Origin of the sequence: Pseudidiomarina homiensis (genome assembly GCF_003987225.1) — a bacterium.
GTDB classification, from domain to species: Bacteria; Pseudomonadota; Gammaproteobacteria; order Enterobacterales; family Alteromonadaceae; genus Pseudidiomarina; species Pseudidiomarina homiensis.
Window position 1 is genome coordinate 320,335 of sequence record NZ_PIPX01000001.1, and the last position, 19,343, is coordinate 339,677.

General features: G+C 49.6%; 17 protein-coding genes. 9 read left to right on the top strand and 8 right to left on the bottom strand.

Translation table 11 applies throughout. From position 1 onward, the window contains the following. Positions 1-4: 4 nt before the first annotated feature. Positions 5-472, bottom strand: coding sequence for a thioredoxin-dependent thiol peroxidase (bcp, locus tag CWI70_RS01480; protein ID WP_126769903.1), 468 nt, complete (start codon positions 470-472; stop codon positions 5-7). A 159-nt stretch (positions 473-631) separates the two neighbouring features. Between bcp and dapA the strand changes: the two genes are divergently transcribed. From dapA to purC, 3 genes are read left to right on the top strand one after another with little or no spacing between them, the layout of a single operon-like run. After that, entirely contained in the window at positions 632-1,519 is an 888-nt protein-coding gene (gene dapA / locus CWI70_RS01485) for a 4-hydroxy-tetrahydrodipicolinate synthase (protein WP_126769905.1), read from the top strand. After that, positions 1,519-2,580: an outer membrane protein assembly factor BamC gene (gene bamC / locus CWI70_RS01490; RefSeq protein WP_126769907.1), complete on the top strand. Its 1,062-nt coding sequence runs from the start codon at positions 1,519-1,521 to the stop codon at positions 2,578-2,580. Before dapA ends, bamC begins: the two co-directional genes overlap by 1 nt. Before the next feature lie 30 nt (positions 2,581-2,610). Further along, positions 2,611-3,324, top strand: a complete 714-nt coding sequence (gene purC / locus CWI70_RS01495; RefSeq protein ID WP_126769909.1) for a phosphoribosylaminoimidazolesuccinocarboxamide synthase — start codon at positions 2,611-2,613, stop codon at positions 3,322-3,324. On the opposite strand, the gene CWI70_RS01500 is transcribed toward purC, so the two are convergent. From CWI70_RS01500 to CWI70_RS01515, 4 genes are read right to left on the bottom strand one after another with little or no spacing between them, the layout of a single operon-like run. Continuing rightward, positions 3,321-3,479: a DUF2897 family protein gene (locus CWI70_RS01500; RefSeq protein ID WP_126769911.1), complete on the bottom strand. Its 159-nt coding sequence runs from the start codon at positions 3,477-3,479 to the stop codon at positions 3,321-3,323. The two genes, purC and CWI70_RS01500, sit on opposite strands and share 4 nt — an antisense overlap. Further along, a complete protein-coding gene (locus tag CWI70_RS01505) occupies positions 3,464-4,186 on the bottom strand; it encodes a M15 family metallopeptidase (protein ID WP_126769913.1) in 723 nt (240 codons plus the stop codon). Before CWI70_RS01505 ends, CWI70_RS01500 begins: the two co-directional genes overlap by 16 nt. Beyond that, positions 4,180-5,331, bottom strand: a complete 1,152-nt coding sequence (gene dapE / locus CWI70_RS01510; protein WP_126772628.1) for a succinyl-diaminopimelate desuccinylase — start codon at positions 5,329-5,331, stop codon at positions 4,180-4,182. Before dapE ends, CWI70_RS01505 begins: the two co-directional genes overlap by 7 nt. Before the next feature lie 2 nt (positions 5,332-5,333). Then, a complete protein-coding gene (locus CWI70_RS01515; protein WP_126769915.1) occupies positions 5,334-5,687 on the bottom strand; it encodes an arsenate reductase in 354 nt (117 codons plus the stop codon). 192 nt (positions 5,688-5,879) lie between these two features. Here CWI70_RS01515 and yfbV point away from each other — a divergent pair, with 192 nt between their 5' ends. After that, positions 5,880-6,293, top strand: coding sequence for a terminus macrodomain insulation protein YfbV (yfbV, locus tag CWI70_RS01520; RefSeq protein WP_126769917.1), 414 nt, complete (start codon positions 5,880-5,882; stop codon positions 6,291-6,293). Between the two features lie 9 nt (positions 6,294-6,302). Here yfbV and xthA read toward each other — a convergent pair whose 3' ends face one another. Further along, entirely contained in the window at positions 6,303-7,112 is an 810-nt protein-coding gene (gene xthA, locus CWI70_RS01525; protein ID WP_126769919.1) for an exodeoxyribonuclease III, read from the bottom strand. A gap of 171 nt (positions 7,113-7,283) precedes the next feature. Here xthA and CWI70_RS01530 point away from each other — a divergent pair, with 171 nt between their 5' ends. Genes CWI70_RS01530 through CWI70_RS01545 form a run of 4 tightly spaced genes read left to right on the top strand, consistent with a single transcriptional unit; the run spans position 7,284 to position 12,324 of the window. Continuing rightward, positions 7,284-8,351 (top strand): alpha/beta hydrolase, encoded by a 1,068-nt coding sequence (locus tag CWI70_RS01530; protein WP_126769921.1) that lies wholly within the window; start codon positions 7,284-7,286, stop codon positions 8,349-8,351. A 14-nt stretch (positions 8,352-8,365) separates the two neighbouring features. Beyond that, positions 8,366-9,454, top strand: coding sequence for a ferrochelatase (hemH, locus tag CWI70_RS01535; protein WP_126769923.1), 1,089 nt, complete (start codon positions 8,366-8,368; stop codon positions 9,452-9,454). A gap of 24 nt (positions 9,455-9,478) precedes the next feature. Further along, the gene (locus CWI70_RS01540; protein WP_198677633.1) at positions 9,479-10,948 is read left to right on the top strand and encodes a phospholipase D family protein; all 1,470 of its coding nucleotides are present in this window, start codon (positions 9,479-9,481) and stop codon (positions 10,946-10,948) included. A gap of 11 nt (positions 10,949-10,959) precedes the next feature. Continuing rightward, positions 10,960-12,324: an MBL fold metallo-hydrolase RNA specificity domain-containing protein gene (locus tag CWI70_RS01545; RefSeq protein WP_126769927.1), complete on the top strand. Its 1,365-nt coding sequence runs from the start codon at positions 10,960-10,962 to the stop codon at positions 12,322-12,324. Here the strand turns inward: CWI70_RS01545 and CWI70_RS01550 are convergent. Then, positions 12,321-13,691 (bottom strand): SLC13 family permease, encoded by a 1,371-nt coding sequence (locus CWI70_RS01550; RefSeq protein ID WP_126769929.1) that lies wholly within the window; start codon positions 13,689-13,691, stop codon positions 12,321-12,323. The genes CWI70_RS01545 and CWI70_RS01550 overlap by 4 nt on opposite strands. 71 nt (positions 13,692-13,762) lie before the next feature. Here CWI70_RS01550 and CWI70_RS01555 point away from each other — a divergent pair, with 71 nt between their 5' ends. Next, a complete protein-coding gene (locus CWI70_RS01555) occupies positions 13,763-15,784 on the top strand; it encodes a BCCT family transporter (RefSeq protein WP_126769931.1) in 2,022 nt (673 codons plus the stop codon). Positions 15,785-15,793: 9 nt separating this feature from the next. On the opposite strand, the gene CWI70_RS01560 is transcribed toward CWI70_RS01555, so the two are convergent. Then, the gene (locus tag CWI70_RS01560) at positions 15,794-19,297 is read right to left on the bottom strand and encodes a putative bifunctional diguanylate cyclase/phosphodiesterase (RefSeq protein WP_126769933.1); all 3,504 of its coding nucleotides are present in this window, start codon (positions 19,295-19,297) and stop codon (positions 15,794-15,796) included. Positions 19,298-19,343 lie beyond the last annotated feature (46 nt).

The following is a 19,343-nucleotide window of genomic DNA, read 5'->3' on the forward strand; positions in this document are numbered from 1 at the left end:
CGCATTAGGCATCAAGCGCATCAAGAACAACCTGATGATGGTCTTTGGTTTTGAATTTATCAAAGACCTGTTCTACTTTGCCGTCTTGGCCAATCAAAAAGCTGATGCGATGAATGCCATCATACTCTTTGCCCATGAACTTTTTCGGGCCCCACACGCCAAAACCTTCGGCGATTGCGTGGTCTTCATCGCTTAATAAGGTGAAATTAAGCTCATCACGCTCGGTGAACTTCGCTAAACGTTTCGGTGCATCTGGACTAATTCCGACGGTGATCACGTTACGCTTTGCCAGTTCCTCTTGGTGATCGCGTAACTGTTGCGCTTGCACAGTACAGCCCGGCGTCATGGCTTTCGGGTAAAAATACACCAAGACTTTGCCTTCTTTTAGCAAATCGTTGAGAGCTACCTGCTGTTCATTGGCGTCAAGTAGGGTAAACTCAGGTGCTTTATCACCCGCTTGTAAAGTCTTCATAATCATCCTTAAACTTTTACTGATAAAGTTGGGTTGAGTAAAATTGCCAAAACCGTTGTCAATGATAGGCAAACGCAAGCCATAACGCAAAGCGACAGCCCTTGTGTTTACCCGTATTCGAAAGTACCATTGTCGCCTTAAAAAAGATCAGGAGTAGCAATGTTAACAGGTAGTATCGTCGCCTTGGTAACGCCATTTACCGAGCAAGGTAACGTCGATTATGCGGCGTTGGAAGACTTGATCAATTGGCATGTAGAGCAAGGCAGCGACGGTTTGGTCATCATGGGTACCACGGGCGAATCCGCCACCATGAGCCACGACGAACACGTACTCGTTGTCAGTGCAGCCTGTGAACTTGCCGACGGGCGCATCAACATCATTGCTGGTAATGGTTCGAATGCTACTTCTGAAGCGGTGCACCTTACTGAACGTATGGCTCACTTACCACTTGCTGGTTTTTTAAACGTTAATCCTTATTACAATAAGCCTTCGCAGCGTGGCTTGCTGGCGCACTATCAAGCTTGTTGCGCAGCCAGTGATCTGCCGCAATTACTTTACAACGTTCCGGGCCGCACCGGAGCCGACATCCTCCCTGAGCAGGTGGCTGAACTGGCTGATATCCAAAATATTGTTGGCATTAAAGAAGCGACAGGTGATGTATCGCGAGTGGCTGAGTTACGAAAACTGTGCGGCAGCAATTTCATTTTGCTGAGCGGTGATGACCCCACCGGTTGTGATTTTATTTTGCAAGGTGGTGATGGTGTGATCAGCGTCACTGCCAACGTTGTACCGCAAACGATGAAGGCGATGGTCGATGCAGCACTGCGTGGTAATGCGGATGAAGCAGGGCAGTTTAACGATCAAATGCAAGCTATTCATGAAGCAATGTTCGTGCAAGCGAATCCCATTCCAGTAAAATGGGCAATGGCGTGTATGGGCAAATTAGCACCGAATTACCGGTTACCGATGACGGAGCCGGAACTTCCGCAACAACAACATATCGAACAAACATTAAAACAAGCCGGAATTATAAGCGCGGAGTCCTAATGAAAGTTTCCTCACTAGCAATTATTTGCCTTTCAAGCCTTGCTGTTACAGCTTGTAGCTTTACACCTCGCGAGCAGGCCGAAGGCGATTTTAAGTACACAGAAGCCAAGCAAGTTGAACCGTTAAAACCTGCGCCTGGTAAGCAACTTCCAGAAGCCTCAGGGCAATATGACATCCCTGAAGTAAATGCAACCGGTGCTACTGGCAAAGGAATCAACGTGTTACCTCCTGTACTTGTTCGAGGGACTGCGGCAGGCAGCCGAGCGAGTGAAAATACAGATGTGACCGCGGTCGACTTTTCTGAGCTCGACGGTATGGATGACTTACCGAGTTTTACATGGGAAGGCATCAAAGCAGCTCTTGCTCGGGAGAATTTGACGATTGTTGCGGAAACCGCCGAACAATCGTTAACTACGGGATGGCAACAGCAACAACTTGAAGTGGGCGATGATGAAGTCGCCGCTACTGTTGAGCGACAGTTCAGAGTGACGATGCAAGTTCCTGATCACCGTCGTACGGCAACAGTTACGGTCGCTATGACCGACAAGAAAGTTAGTGGTCCGGGTGCCGACATGGTGCCAGGTGGGGTAAGCGATGCCAATGCAGAAGCTAACCTTCTGAACACGATGATTAATGAAATTGCAGTGCGACAGCAAGGCGTATTTGCTGCGGCTGAAGCTGCGGCAACAGTGAACGTACAGCCAAGCTTTAATGAGGCGGGTTATCCAGCCTATGAACTTGATATCGGCTTCGATGTTGCATGGCCGCTGCTGGCCGATGTGCTCGAAGGCGTTGGTTTCGAAATTGACGACTTGAATCAATCCGCTGGAATGTACTATCTAGAGTACATGCGCGACCCTGGCTTTAGCCTAGCGTTCTGGAACGATAACCAAGAAGGTAAGCTAGATCTTGCCGATGGTTCCTACCAAGTAAACGTTAAGGGTGATGACGACAGCACAACAATTACGATTTATCGTGGTGAGACCCCATTAACTGCTGCCGATATTGATCGCCTGTACGGGCCAATTGCGGCGGAAATTCGTCAGCGCAGCGCGCTGTAACTTGTGATTTAGCTGGAGAACCTGCTGCTCATGGAAAAACGTACTGAACTTTATCGTGGTAAAGCCAAAACGGTTTTTACAACTGATGATCCGGAGCGTTTGGTCTTGCACTTTCGCAACGATACGTCGGCTTTCGATGGTGAGAAAGTCGAACAACTCGAACGCAAAGGCATGATCAATAATAAGTTTAATAACTTTATTATGGCGAAGCTTGAAGCAGCAGGTATTCCAACGCAGATCGATAAAGTCTTGAGTGATACCGATACGCTGGTAAAACGCCTCGACATGATTCCGGTCGAATGTGTTGTGCGTAATTACGCCGCGGGTAGTTTGGTGCGTCGGTTAGGTGTTGAAGAGGGCCAAGCTCTCTCGCCCGCAACTTTTGAGTTGTTTTTGAAGAACGACGCTTTGCATGACCCAATGATTAATGAAAGTCATGTCGTGGCATTTGGCTGGGCGACTGCCGAGCAGCTAGCGAAAATGAAAGAACTTACCTTCCAAGTCAATGACGTGTTGCTTAAGTTATTTGCCGATGCGGGTATGCTACTCGTGGACTTCAAGTTGGAGTTCGGTGTGGATGCTCATGGCACCATCGTGTTGGGCGATGAATTCAGCCCAGATGGCTGCCGTCTGTGGGATGCTGCGACGCGCAAGAAACTTGATAAAGACCGTTTCCGTCAAGGCTTAGGTGGTGTGGTTGAAGCCTACGAAGAGGTTGCACAACGCTTGGGTGTTCCGCTTTAACTATCGTCTTCGTCATCCCATGCATCGTGATGCTTTTTATCTTCTGAATGCCGTTGCTTAAGCGACGGCATTTTCATATGTGCGGTATGCTTTAGCAACATGATGTTGCCAATAACCACGGCAAAGACGACCAGCAAAATCAACCAAAAAGCCATTCATTATCTCCCGTGTTGGCCGACGGTGGGCAGATGTTATCGATGTAGCGTTCTTTCAGCTCGGCAATGCGGCTAAGAACGTAGTCCTTACCCGCTACCTCGTGCAGCTCAAATGCTTCAACGAGCACATCGGTGGTCAATTGTTGCTGCGCTTGTTGAGCGTGCGTGTAATGACTTAAATGCCAAGGTTCGGCAGCGACACCACCACGGTACTGACGATAAGGAAAGAAGAAGCCGAAATCGGCCGCATGTTGGTACAGCCACAATGCCAGCTCATGGCAGGGACCACCTTCCTCATATTCTTCGGGTAATAACTGCAAATCTAAGTCACCATGGGCGAATGGGCGTGGGTCAAAGACATCTAAGTCGGTGCCCCAATGGTGTCGGCTCGCTCCCGGCAAGGCAGACCACGTCATAATGGCTTCAACTTTCTCGCCAATGGACAATTGACTTGCGTCGAGCAGGGCGCCGTGACTATCGTAGAGTGGTGCGTTGCCACTAAACTTGCGATTCCAAATAGCTTGTTGCCGGGAAAAATCACGAAAACCTGAGGCAATATCGAGGGCTAAACCGGCTTCCTGAGCAGCCGCCTGCATCGCTTTAAAGGCGCCAAATACGCTGTTCTGTAGACGCACTGTGGGGCGACAACAGGGGTCATTAACGACATGGCTGTCGACTTGTCCAGTAAGCTCTTCTGAACTCAGCATAAGAGTTGCTCCAATAAGCCTTCGTACATGTCAGTAAGCTTGATCAAGTCCTCGATGCTTACACATTCATCAACTTTGTGAATGGTTGCGTTGACGGGGCCTAGTTCAATAACTTCAGCGCCCGTTGGCGCAATAAACCGTCCATCCGAGGTTCCGCCAGCCGTGGAAAGTTGCGGTGCACGACCGGTATGATGTCGGACTGCAGCAACCGTAGCCTGGACCAAGTCGCCTTCAGCAGTTAAAAAAGGCTCGCCGTTGAGCTTCCAGTCGATAGCGTAATCAAGTTCATGTGCGTCAAGTATGGCATAAACACGTTGTTTGAGCTCATCTGCGGTGCTTTCAGTGCTGTAACGGAAGTTAAAACTGACGTGAAACTCACCAGGAATAACATTACCCGCACCAGTACCGGCGTGCACGTTGGAAATTTGAAAGCTGGTTGGCGGAAAGAAGTTATTGCCGTGATCCCATTCGGTTGCTGCTAATACCGCCAGTGCGGGGGCGGCTTTGTGCACCGGATTGTCAGCCAAGTGGGGGTAGGCGACATGGCCCTGGATGCCGAATACGCGTAATTCACCGGACAGTGAACCGCGGCGACCGTTTTTCACAACATCGCCAATATGGTTCGTGCTGGAGGGTTCGCCGACCACGCACCAGGTGATTTTTTCGTCGCGAGCCTCAAGGGTTTCAATAACTTTCGGTGTGCCGTTGATGAAAGGTCCTTCTTCGTCGCTGGTAATTAAAAAAGCAATACTTCCGCGGTGGTTGGGAAAGCGTTGCACAAAACGCTCAGTTGCGACCAGCATGGCCGCAAGGCTACCTTTCATGTCAGCTGCGCCACGGCCGTACAGCATTCCCTCGTGGATGGTCGGCTCGAAGGGCGGAAAACGCCACGCGTGCTCAACCCCAGCGGGGACTACATCGGTGTGTCCCGCAAAACAAAACACGGGGCCTTGGCGACCGCGCCGCGCCCATAAATTGGTGGTATCAGCGAAGACCATACTCTCGAGATCAAAGCCGACTGCAGCAAGGCGCTCACCGATCAATTGCTGGCATCCCGCATCCTCTGGGGTTACCGACATGCGTGCGATGAGAGCTTGAGCAAGCTGGATGACTTCGTGCTCAGTCGGGTTACTGGGGGTGTGCATCGTTATGAGAGTCCCACTACCTGACGCCATTGTGCCTCGTTAAAACCTACGGCAATGTGCTCGTCCACAGTGAGTACTGGGCGCTTCATCAGCGTGGGATAACGTTGCAGCAGTTCAATGGCGACGCCATCATCGGCGAGCGCACGTTCCTTGTCACTGAGTTGACGCCAGCTGGTGCTGCGCTTGTTGACCAAGGTGTCACGATCAAACTGCTGTAGCCACTGATTGAGGGTTTCGGCAGGCAATGGTTGCTCACGGACATCATGAAAGTCATAATCAACTTGGTGTTGGTCAAGAAAACGGCGGGCTTTGCGAACGGTGTCGCAGTTTGGAATTCCATAAATTGTTGCGGTCATTTTTTACTCTTTGTGACAGGCATGAAACACATGCTATGCATTGTGACAAAAGCCATGTGGATTCTCCACAGTTTGTGTGGATAAGTCTGTGAGTTAGCTGCTGTGAACTAACTAACGTATTGAATTATAAAGTTTTAGTGATGTGGTTAATGCTTAACCATATCGATCAAAAAGCGTGGGTTTCGGACAAAAATGAAGCATTCGATATGGCAAGTCTTTAAAAGTGGGCAAGAGTACGCTGCGATTTGGCCGCACCACGCCGTAGTGGCTGCGATGACCGAAACGCGGGTTGTCCCTGGCGTGAAGTTTGCTGCGAAATGGATGCCGGCGGCGGCGGTGATTAACCTATGGGTGCAGTATCAATGGTTAGGCAGTACCTTGTTACCGCAGGCGATGGTGAGCTCGTTGTTTTTGTTGTCGGTACCGGTACAGGGGTGGTATTGGCTTGGGCGGCGTGCCTTGAGTGAATTAGACCCGCGTTTGCGCCATTGGTACTTAGAACTCGCACAAAAGTTGCAAGTTGAGCCGCGCAGCAAACCCATACGAATGGATTTGGCACGGCTACTGAATAAGGCGCTGCGTGAATTACCGCCTGACGAGCATTAAGCCTTTAAGTTACAGCTTAAACTCACTCCAAATCGGCGCATGATCCGATGGCTTTTCAATACCGCGCAGCTGGTAGTCAATGCCGCTATCCACGAGTTTTTCGGCTAAGCCAGGCGTGGCTAAAATTAAGTCGATGCGCAGGCCGCGATTATCGTCAAAGCCGCGCGAGCGGTAGTCAAACCAGCTAAATTGGTCAGTGACTTCTTGGTGCTGCAGACGGTAAGTGTCGAGCAAGCCCCAGTCGAGGAGAGTGTTTAGCCATTCGCGTTCCTCGGGTAAGAAACTGCATTTACCGGTGCGGAGCCATCGTTTCGCGTTATCTTCGCCAATACCAATGTCGCAATCTTGATGCGATATGTTCATGTCGCCCATGACCACTACTGGCTGCGAGGCATCAAGCTCAGTGTTCAAGTAGCTCATCAAATCGGCGTAGAATTTTTCTTTAGCGGGAAATTTCAGCGGGTGGTCGCGACTTTCGCCTTGCGGGAAGTAACCGTTGAGAATGCGTACACGAGTACCGTCGGCGTTCACGTAGTCACCCATAATCATCCGCCGTTGTGCATCTTCGGGATCAGTGGGGAAGCCTAACTGTGGATTTTCCAGTGGCTGTTTACTCAACAAGGCGACGCCGTAGTGCCCCTTTTGGCCGTGAAAGAGCACGTGGTAACCCAATGCCTCAACGTCGGCCAGTGGAAATTGGTCATCATGAACCTTGGTTTCTTGCAAACCAATCACATCGGGCTGGTGCTTTTCAATCAGCGCTTGCAATTGATGCAAGCGTGCTCGAATTCCGTTGATATTAAAAGAAATCACTTTCATAGAAGTTTTATTCCGTTGCACAAGTGTTAAGGAGAATGCGGCTGCATCGTGAATGGTTTTCAGGATACCAGAAGGTCTGCATGGGTGCGACCTCGAGGCTGTCGCTAGGACAAAATTTGGGTATACTGGCGAGATTATAAGAAACCAGAAAAGAACAGCGGAGAAAGCAACATGGCAACCCAGTGGTTGCAGTTACGTGCGGGCAAGAGTGCGTGGTTGCAGATTAAGGAACAAGGACTTTCAGAGCAAGATATTCAACTACTGGTGGGCGCGTCTGGTGGCCCCAAATGGTTCGTCCTACAGGGGCTCGATCGCTATTTATTTGGTGAGTTCTTCGGCCAACGAAAAACGCCATTAGATTTGCTTGGGACTTCAGCAGGTGCGTGGCGTTTTGCCGCGCTTGGGCAACGTGACCCAGTTGCCGCCAGTGAGTTGTTTGCGCGTTTGTACAGCACGCAAACCTACAGCGAAAAGCCGGATGTGCGTGAAATTACCGACGAGGCACGCAAATTATTGGCGGAGTATATTCCCGATCAGGCGGTTGAAGATATTTTGCGGCAAGAGCGCTTTCGCCATCATTGGATTGTGGTGCGTTGTCGCGGACTTACTGCCGCGGAAGGCAAGCGACAAATGTTTGGTTTATTGGCTTCAGCAGCGGCCAACTCAGTAAAGCGTCAATGGCTAGGTAAGTTTTACGAACGTGTTATTTTTCATCATCCAGCGTCTGCAGCGAGTTTTACCGAGCATTGGCGTGACTTACCAACGCGCTATGCGACCTTAAGCCAGGAAAACTTTAAACAAGCACTGCTTGCTACCGGCTCGATTCCGTTGGTACTCGAGGGTGTGCGTGATATTCCTGGGGCTCCTGCGGGCATTTATCGCGATGGTGGTGTGACCGACTATCATTTTGATCTCGATTTTAGTGGGGTTAAGGGTTTAGTACTGTATCCGCATTTTCATCAAGAGGTGATCCCTGGCTGGTTTGACAAAGGCTTAAAAAAGCGGCGTACCACTGGAGCGTTATGGCCGAATGTGATCCTTTTAACGCCAACGCAAGAATTCATTGACGCATTACCGTATCAAAAAATCCCTGATCGAAATGATTTTGCCAACATGGCAGCGGACGAACGCATCAAATACTGGCAGCAAGCTGTTGATCAAGGTCGCCGTATGGCAGATCAACTGCATGAATGGATTGCCACAGATAGCATTCGCGACCATGTTGAGCTTTGGACCTAATACGAGGTAAGAAGATGGACTACCGTGGTTACCCGACGTTTGCACATAACCAACCTGATAAAATTGGCGTACTCATCACTAATCTTGGCACACCGGATGCCCCAGATACGCCGTCACTACGCCGTTATCTCAAGGAGTTCTTGTCTGACCCACGGGTGGTCGAGGTGCCACGTGCGCTGTGGTGGATTATTTTAAACGGTGTCATTCTGCGCATTCGCCCTAAGCGTTCAGCGGCGGCGTATCGCACGGTTTGGACTGATCGCGGGTCGCCACTGCTATTTCACACCGAAGATCAAGCGCGAGAGTTACAAGCGCGATTTGCCGAGCACTACGGTGACAATGTTGTCGTGCGCTATGCCATGCGTTACGGCTCGCCAAGTATGGCGCAAGTCACTGATGAGATGTTGGCGAGCGGGGTACGTAAACTGGTGTTGTTTCCGCTTTATCCCCAGTATTCGGCGGCAACGAATGGTTCAACCTTCGACGCTTTAGCAAAAGATTTCACCGCCCGCCGTTGGCTTCCCGATTTTCGTTTTATTAGCCATTATCATGATGATGCTGGCTATATTCGGGCGTGTGCTGAGCAAATTAGCGCATTTTGGGCTGAACATGGGCAAGCGGAAAAATTGATTTTTTCGTATCACGGGGTGCCTTTGAAGTACTTACAAAAAGGTGATCCGTATCATTGCGAATGTCATAAGACTTCGCGCTTAATAGCGGAAGCATTAGGTCTCAGTAAAGAACAGTACTTGACGACGTTTCAGTCGCGGTTTGGCCGCGAAGAATGGTTAAAGCCTTACACTGATGAAACCTTAAAAGCGTTACCAGGGCTTGGCATTAAAAACGTGCAAGTTTTTTGCCCGGGCTTTAGCGCGGACTGTTTGGAAACGATCGAAGAAATCGGTGAAGAGAACCGCGACTACTTTCTTGGCGCTGGTGGTGAAGGTTATGCCTATATTCCGGCACTTAATGCAAGTGCGTCGCATATTGACGCCTTGCATGCCATTGTGCAACGTGAGATACAGGGATGGGAGTTACAACGCAACCCAGAACAAACCGCTGAACTTGCTAAACACCGTGAGGAGAACTACGGTACGTTTTAACTTGCATAAGGAGTGCTGACAAGGGTGGTACCGCAATCAGGACAAGTCGGTAGTCTTAGCGCTGCGATTTCACCATTGCTGCAGGAGCATGTTGATGAAAGCGGCGTGATTCCTTTAGTGGATGCGCGTGAGGCCTTTGCCGCTCGGGTTTTGCTAGCGCGCCAAGCACAACATACGCTCGACGTTCAGTACTACATTTGGCGCCATGACATCACCGGCACATTGATGTTTGAGGCGCTACATGAAGCTGCCGAGCGCGGTGTCAAAGTCCGATTACTGTTAGATGATCATAATACCGTCGGCCTGGATGCTACGCTGAAAGGGCTGCATCAACACCCCAACATTGAAGTGCGGCTTTTTAATCCGTTAAAACTACGCCGACCACGCTTCCTCAATTACCTTGTTGAATTTCGTCGTCTGAATCGGCGTATGCACAACAAAAGCTTTGTCGTTGATGGGCAAGTGGTCATTAGCGGTGGCCGTAATATTGGTGATGAATATTTTGGCGCCACCAGTGATGTTCTTTTCGCCGATCTTGATGTGCTGTTAATTGGTGAAGTGGTTACCGCAGTGCAAAACGATTTCGAACGCTATTGGCAGAGCGAATCGGCGATTGCATTAGACAAGCTGTACAGCTTTACCAAACCTCAAAGCCTCGCCATACTGCATAAAATCGCCAAACGTTACGAGCAAGATCCGCGTGCGCAGGCTTACGTTAAAGCCATCGAAAAGTTGCCCTTTATCGAAAAACTGCGACAACAGGACGTCGAAATTTACTGGGCGAAGACCCAGTTGGTCAGTGACTCACCGGCGAAAGCGCTTGGTCAAGCAAAGCCGCAACAAATGCTTCCTCATCAACTGCAAGAGACCATTGGCGAGCCGCAATCGCATATCACGCTAGTTTCGCCTTATTTTGTGCCGACCCGGACCGGCGTTAATGAGCTCATTGCGATGGCGAAACGCGGGGTGCAAATCATTGTGCTTACCAATTCGCTCGAGGCTACCGATGTTGCAATTGTCCATGCCGGCTATGCGAAGTGGCGCCGGAAGTTATTGCGTCACGGTATTCAGCTCTTCGAGATGCAGCGGTTAAGGCCCTTAGCGCGGCGTGAGCAGCGTAAAGAACGTCGTCAACGGCTGAAAGGTAAAGAGCGTTTTGGTACCTCGGCTTCGAGCTTGCATGCGAAGACGTTTATGGTGGATATGGCCCGTGTGTTTATTGGTTCGTTAAACTTTGACCCACGTTCAGCGGCGATCAACACCGAACTCGGTTTTGTGATGCATAGCAAAGCGCTCGCGCGGCGGATCGAACAGGCGATCATCACAACGTTGCCGAACTACGCATATCAACTACGCTTAATTAAGCACAAGGTGGTTTGGGTAGAGCGTTTAGGCAAGCATAAAACTCACTACTATTCAGAACCTAATGCTTCTATTTGGCGGCGTCTAGCCGTACGTATTTTAGAGCGTTTACCGATTGAACGCTTTCTTTGAGGAGTGCAGTGATGCGTTTGACCTTTCTTGGCGCGAGTGAAACGGTAACCGGCTCTAAATACTTGTTGGAAACCGAAACAACTCGTGTGCTTATCGATTGTGGCTTATTTCAGGGTTATAAATGGCTGCGAGAACGCAATTGGCAGCCATTGCCGTTAGGTATTAATGAGGTCGATGCGGTGGTGCTTACCCATGCCCACTTGGATCATTCTGGTTTCTTACCTGTGTTGTATGAACATGGCTTTAGAGGCCCTGTGTATACCCATTATGGCACGGTCGGTTTATGCCAGATCTTATGGCCAGACAGTGGGCGCATTCAGGAAGAAGATGCTAAGTTTTTAAAAAAACACAAATTAAGTAAGCATCAAGATCCGCGTCCACTCTATGACGAAGCAACTGCCGAAGCTGCGTTGAAGTTATTGCATGGTATTGATTTTGATAAGCCATTTCGTATTGGTGATATTGATTTTACGCTACAACCGGTTGGCCACATATTAGGTGCCGCTAGCGTGATTGCAGAGCATCAAGGCGTGCGCATTGGTTTTAGCGGAGATGTCGGGCGACCTAATGATATTTTAATGAAGCCACCGCGACCGCTTCCTGCGGTGGATTATTTATTGCTTGAGTCGACGTACGGTGATCGCCGCCATCCTGAGTCCGATCCATGGGGTGAGCTCGCCGAGGTGGTTAATGAAACCGCAGCCGCCGGTGGTGTACTGATGATTCCGAGTTTCGCCGTCGGTCGAGCGCAACTCCTGCAGCATATGTTGGTGAGTATGATGGCGGACGGCCGCATTCCGCGCTTACCGATATTTCTCGATAGTCCAATGGCGATCAGCGTTTCTGATGTTTACAGTGAACAGCATGAATATCATCGCTTAAGCCAACAACAATGCACTGCGGCTGAACAGGCAGTGATTTACACCCACAGTGTCGAGGAATCGAAGGCGATTGCGCATCAAGGCGCGCCGCACATCATTATAGCGGGCAGTGGCATGGCTACCGGCGGCCGCATTTTGCACCACTTTAAGCATTGGTTAAGTGATCATCGTAGTACTGTACTTTTCAGTGGCCATCAGGCCGGCGGTACGCGTGGCGCGAAAATGGTGCAGGGCAATGAGCGCATTAAACTGCATGGCGAATGGTTGCCGGTTAAAGCTAAAATTCGACAGCTTGAGGGATTATCTGGGCATGCTGATTACTCTGAAATAGGGGATTGGTTGCAACAGTCAGCACTCGCCGAAAAGACCAAAATTTTTCTGGTGCATGGCGAACCGGATGCATTGGAAGCAATGTCGGACTACCTGAAGCAAACGACCTCCTATGATGTTCACGTGGCCGCTTACCGTCAGGTGATCCATTTTACTCCTAGCTAGGCCACAACAAGCATTACAACGGCGGTGGTAACCACCGCCAGTATCACGTTAAGAACCACTCCTTCGCGCGCCATATCGCGCACCGTTAAGCGTTCGGAAGAGAACACAATGGAGTTTGGTGGCGTCGCCACCGGCATACAAAATGCCGTGCTGCAGGCGATGGTTGCCGGGATCATCAATAACGCTGGTGGTAATTCGAGCGCAACTGCTGCGGCGGCCATGATCGGCATGAGCAAAGTCGCTGTGGCGGTGTTCGAGGTGACTTCGGTCAAAAACGACACACTCAAGGTTAAGCAAAACACCAACAACCAAACGGGCAGTACACCGAGTCCGGTTAGTGCATCACCAATACGAACACTCAGACCACTGCTGATAAAACCTTGTGCCAATGCAATACCGCCAGCGAAGAGCAGGAGAATGCCCCATGGAATAGAGACCGCCGCGTTCCAGGTTAATAACGGTTTGCCATCCCGATCGCGAACCACAAACATGGTTAGAACGCCAGCTATAGCAATGGTTGCATCACCGACATAACTCAGACCCGTGAGTGCGGTCCAGCCGCCAAATGGCGTCGTTCGAGTAATCCACAACAGCACCACCAATCCAAACACCACAAGCACTCGGCGTTCCGCTGAACGCATCGGTCCGGGAGCCTCAATACGAAGCGTAATGGCGTCATTGACGTTACGAGCCAGCCACCATGCCATGATGGGTACCGCAATGATCACAAATGGCACGCCAATAAGCATCCAATCGGTAAAACTGAATGCTTCCCCAGTGGTGGTTTCATAGACCGAGGCAAAGATCAGGTTGGGTGGCGTCCCCACCAGCGTGGCAATACCACCAACCGAGGCAGAATAGGCTAACCCGAGCAACAGCGCACGTTGAAAGGGCGCATCGTCGCACGCGTCAGCTAGGGCCAACGCCACAGGCAACAAGGCGAGTACTGCTGCGGTATTCGAGATCCACATCGACAGTAGTGCCGTAGCCAACATAAAAGCAAACAACATGCGTTTACCGTGGCCATTGCCAATAGTGTGCACCAAGCCTAACGCCAAACGACGATGCACGCCGCTTAATTCGACCGCTTTGGCTAACATAAAAGCGGCCATGAACAACCAAATGATTGGGTTACCGAGTGCCGTTGAGACTTCGTTTAAAGGCGTTATCCCGCCTACCGGTAGGAGTACGAAAGGAAGGAGCGACGTTACAGGTAATGGCAATGCTTCGCTGATCCACCACCAAGCGATCCAGAGGGTAGCTGCCAGCGTCCAAGCCGCAGGGTGGGCAAAAGCGAACAGCGATAAACTGAGAAAGTAGACCGCAATCGCGGCCACTGGTGCTAAGAATAAGTGCCATTTCTGCATGTTATTGTCTTATTTGAAAATTAGTTCTATACAACATAGGGTAAAAGAACCATAAACAAAAGGAGTAGGTTATGACCGAACGCAGGAAGTGGAATTCAGCCATTCTGGTACCGGTGTTTTTTCCCGCTGTTGCCGTGATTTCCTTGCTAGTGATAGGAACCCTAGCAAACCCTGAATTGGCCGGCGAAGTATTCAGTGATGTACTCGCTTGGATAACTGCCGATTTTGGTTGGTTTTACATGCTCGCAGTAGCGATTTTTCTGGTTTTTATCGTTGGTGTTGCACTTTCTAAATGGGGACGTATCAAACTCGGTCCGGATCACGCTGAACCGGAGTACAGCTTTCCAGCGTGGTTTGCGATGCTGTTCTCGGCTGGTTACGGGATTGCTTTACTTTTCTTCGGCGTTGCGGAACCGGTGCTTCACTACTCTAGCCCGCCTGTAGGTGCGGCGGAAACGGTGGATTCCGCGAAGCAAGCGATGCAAATTGCGTACTTTCATTGGGGCTTCCATATTTGGGCAATTTACGGCTTAGTTGGACTTGTACTCGCCTATTTCTCGTTCCGCCACGGTCTACCCCTGTCAATGCGCTCGACGCTTTATCCAATCATTGGTGAAAAGATCCACGGCCCAGCAGGGCATGCGGTTGATACTTTTGCCATTCTAGGCACGATGTTTGGTATTGCCACGACCCTTGGGTTATCCGTCATTCAGATCAATGCGGGCTTAAATTACCTTTGGCCAGAAATTCCAGTCGGGACCACCGTGCAAATTATCGCTATTGCTGTGATTACGGTGTTTGCAATTATGTCGGTGGTGGCTGGCCTGGATAAAGGTATTAAACGTCTGTCGTATGTGAACATGGTGTTGGTGTTGTTCATCCTATTGTTTGTGTTCTTTGCAGGGCCAACGGTACATATTTTGGAGACCTACCTGCAGAATACTGGCGCCTACCTGAATAACATCGTCGAGCGGACCTTTAACTTACAGGCTTATTCACGCAGTGACTGGATTGGCAACTGGACCTTGTTTATTTTTGGCTGGACCATTGCGTGGGCGCCATTCGTTGGCTTGTTTATTGCAAAAATCAGCCGTGGCCGGACGATTCGCCAATTCGTCTTTGGCGTTATGTTTGTGCCGACCTTGTTCACTTTCTTTTGGTTTAGTGTGTTTGGTGATACCGCATTAAATCTGATCATGAACGAGGGCTACACGACGCTGATTAGTGATGTGCAAAACGACGAGGCAATTGCCTTGTTCAAGCTCTATGAGCGGTTACCGCTCACCAGTATTTTGAGTTTCGCTACGGTTGTTTTGATTGTTACCTTTTTTGTAACGTCGTCGGATTCTGGCTCGCTTGTTATTGATTCGCTGGCTTCTGGTGGTCGTACTGATACGCCAGTCTGGCAGCGTATTTTTTGGGCCAGTTCTGAAGGCATCGTGGCAGGAGTGTTGTTGCTGGCCGGTGGCTTGGGTGCGCTACAAACCGCATCGATTACCAGCGCGTTACCCTTTGCAGTCATTATTTTGATTTCCGCATTTGGCATGTGGCGGGCGTTAGTCATTGAAGGGCATCAATACGCAAGTCTAAAAAGCGCGATGCGTACCCATCGGCGAGGGGTTCATGCAGGTCCAAGTTATTGGAAGAAACGCCTAGCTGGGGTCGTCGACTTTCCACAGCAACAAGAAGTCAGAGAGTTTATCGAGCATACCGTCATCGAATGTTTGAACGACGTCGCTAAAGAGCTTAAAGAGCATGGTTGGGAAACCGAAGCAACGTTCGATAGCGAACATGTCCGCTCAGTGTTTACGGTACGCAAAGAAGGCGAAGTAGAGTTTGACTATGAGGTCCGTCTGCGTGCTTATCAGCGACCTGATTTTGCGGTCGTGAACGCCAAAAACTCGGATAAAAAGTATTACCGTGCAGAGGTGTTCTTGCGCCAAGGTGGTCAAGCTTATGACCTTTATGGCTATGAACCTGGCGATATCATTAACGATGTGATTAATCAGTTTGAGAACTACCTGCAGTTCATGCACATCTCACCAGGAAGCCTGCCGTGGGATCTCGAGAAACATGATGACGACCTCAATTAGTTGAGGTCGCTAATCTAAGTCTTTGAGCAACTCAGTCAGTGGTTTGGGCTTGGCAAAATAATAGCCTTGCCCATAACCACATCCCAACTCTGTTAAACGAATCGCTTGCTCAGCGGTTTCGATACCCTCAGCAACGACATCCATATTCAATTGCCGCGCCATAGCCAAAATACCGCGAACGATCGCTTCGTCGCTAGACTTGCTGACAATGTCTTGAATAAACGCACGGTCGATTTTGAGCTTGTTCACAGGAAGCTTTTTCAGATAACTCAAACTTGAAAAACCAGTACCAAAGTCATCAATCGACATTGCCACACCAGCGTTACGGAAACGCTCAATCAGTTTAATGGCGTGGTTACTGTCGTCCATTAAGATACTTTCCGTTAATTCCAGCTCAAGGTTTTCATTGCTTAGCTTGTGAGTTTTGATGGTCTCGATGATTTGCTCGAAAAAGTTAGCACGACTAAATTGTAGCGCTGACAAATTCACCGAAACACTCATGTGTTCACGCTTCTCCAGTAACAGTTTCAGATCCTGACAGGCTTGTTCGATAGCCCATTCACTAGCCGGAATAATCTGACCAGTTGCTTCTGCCATTGGAATAAATTCATCCGGGGGGATGAAGCTGCCATCATCCAACTGCCAGCGCATTAATGCTTCGGCACCGACAATTGCGCCGCTTTGCAGGTCAATGATCGGTTGGTAATACAGTGCTAATTTTTCATTATCTATGGCTTGCTGAAAGTGGTTCCGTAAATGCACATCAACACGCTGGCTGTTTTCTTCAGAACGCTTAAAAAAGTGCAAGTGATTGCGACCTTGCCGCTTCGCAAACGTCATTGCCGTGTCGGCTTGCTGAATCAAGTCGACCGCCGATTGCCCTTCGGCACTCTTACAAGCCACGCCGATGCTTGCGGTGAGGTAAAGCTTTTGCTGCCTAATTTTATAGGGTTCAGCGAGCTGTGCCAAAAGCTCTTCGCCCATGGCTTCAATGGACTGAAGCGATACGTCCGAAAGGGCCACTACGAATTCGTCGCCACCAAAACGGGCGACAAAGTTAGGCGTCTTGATGGTTTGTTCTAAGCGCTTGGCAACTTGTTTCAGAACCTCGTCACCCGCGGCCAGCCCCATCGCTTCATTAATCGGCTTAAAGCCATCAAGGTCAATAAATAATACGGCCCATTGGCAACTGTCTTTACTCGCCTCAGCGGCTTGCAACACCTTGGCAAAACGTGCTTCGAAAGCATGCCGGTTATAGAGGTTGGTGAGCGCATCGTGCTCGGCTTGGAACGCCAATTGTTGTTTGTGCTCCATGCGTTCAGTGATGTCTTGGTGAATGCCGATAAAATGGGTGATTTTACCCTCAGTATCGGCAACCGGGGCGAGCTGTAGTTCATCCCAAAATGCGGTGCCATCTTTACGATAATGCATAACCTCAACAGCACATTCGCGGCGTTCTTTGAGTGCGTAACGCACTTTGCGAATGATCTCAGGGTCAGTTTTCGGTCCAACTAAGAAGTCACATGACTTGCCCACAATTTCGTTCGCGCTGTAACCCGACATTTTTTGAAAGGCGTCATTGGTATAAATAATAGGGCTGTTATCTTCACTCGCGTCAGAGATAACAATGCCATTGGTACTTACGTTGATACTACGTTCAAGAATATGGAGCTGTTCGTCCTTCGCACGAGATGTGGAGACATCTTTCGCAATGCCAAATACGCCAGTGATGTGACCGTTAATTTTAATTGGCAAGTTGGTTATCTGCAGGTACATCATTTCCGCCTGGTTATTGAAAACCGTAAGCGGGTACTGGCGTGGTTCACCTTGCAGGGTGCGCTGAAAGTTTTCTTCAGCTTTGCTGCGCTCGGCGGGATGGACAAAGGCACTAAAGTGGTTGCCTAACACGGTGTTCATCTCGGCATTTAAAATGCGTAGCACCGAATCGTTGACGCTGGTCATAATGCCATCTGTGTCGAGCGAAAAGACCGCGTCTGGGTGGTAGGCAAATAACGACCGATACTGTTGCTCATTAAGCTGCATTTGCACTTGTTGCTCGTGTAAGCGTTCTTGGGTAGTGCGCAAACGATCGCTATGCTTGCGTAAAATACGGTTTTGCTGCGCCAGCGCCAAAAAGGCGATGGAGAACATGAAACCCAGTAGTGCAAGCGTCATGCGCAGGTTGGATGCGGTGACGAGATCGTCGAACGCATACAAGCTCACCGAAAGTGCGAGTGGGGCACCATTTGGGATCGTTAGTTGCGCTTGCGCGATCGATAGCTCGATGCGACTAAAAGGTTTGTCATCGTCAAAACTTAAAACTCGTTCGTCATTAAGTGCGGCGTAAATCTTTAGATAATCAGGTAATAGACGTGTTTCTGGGCTAATGAGTTTCATTAGGTCGAACACCACTAGCATGTAATAACGCTGTTCGGCCTGTTGACCAGCGGGCACCAAAAGTAAGCCTAAAGGTTCTTTATTTAGCTTAAATTCATCTTCGGGAATATACATGGTTGTCGCGTCAGGGTCGGAGCCAAGCCAAGCTTGCACGCCCGGATGATTGACATGCTCAAGATAATCACGATTGCCGTTGCGGTGTTGTTGCCATTGCGGTACGCCCCGCTGATCAATAATGTGAATGCCCAAATAATGTGGGATGTCACGCAAATAGGTCGATGCATCAAAACGGGCAAAATCAGAGGTAGGAGAAACTTGTAACTCAGCCCAGCGTTCACGCAATCGGTTGAGTACCTGCAGATTAACTTGGATGGTCTGTTGCCGCACTTTTGCGACTTTTTGCACGGTGTCGATGGCTTCGGCGCGAATTTCTTTAATCTGCGTATAACTGAGATAAAACCAAATGGAGCAAATCGTCATTACGAAGACAAACGTCACCCACGCTGCTGGGTTGCGGTTGAGATCGAATAACAATATACGGTGATTACTCGCCAGTAGTAGTGACACGCCAATTAAGAACATGCTCAGCGCAGCTAAGCTGGTCACCGGCGGGTGTGGTCCGAGAAAAGCAAAGCCGTCTTCAAAAAAGTGCAGGCCGATTGCAGCGCTGGCTAACAAGATCAAGAAAACAGCGAAGGCTCGCATCCAGCGCCGCTGGATTTTTTGTCTTGGGTTCAGTAATAAGGTGACGCCAAGCAGTAAAAACGTGAGTGCTACCGGGGGATAGAAATAGGCATCGATGGCGTGCAAAAACTCAAGATAGAAAATGGAGGTCAGTGAGAGGTTCACCAATAAGCTATGCAATGCGGCAAGAATGATGACGATGGCAAAAGCGACTTGAATCTTGCGTTTTTTGGCAGCGAGGCCAAATAGCGCAAACGCTACCGCAATGGCAACCACGCCAGAGGTATTCGAGATCACGCGTTCGAAGGCACTCGCTGGATCGGCATAACTGTTAAGCAACAGGCCTAACAAGCCAAACATAAAAGTGGCACTGATCGTGACAAATAATGTGACGTTCACTAGAGATAACGCAAGACTACGACGATAGATCATGTTTTTTTGTTATTTTTTTGAGAAATGCATGATAAACCTTACTGCA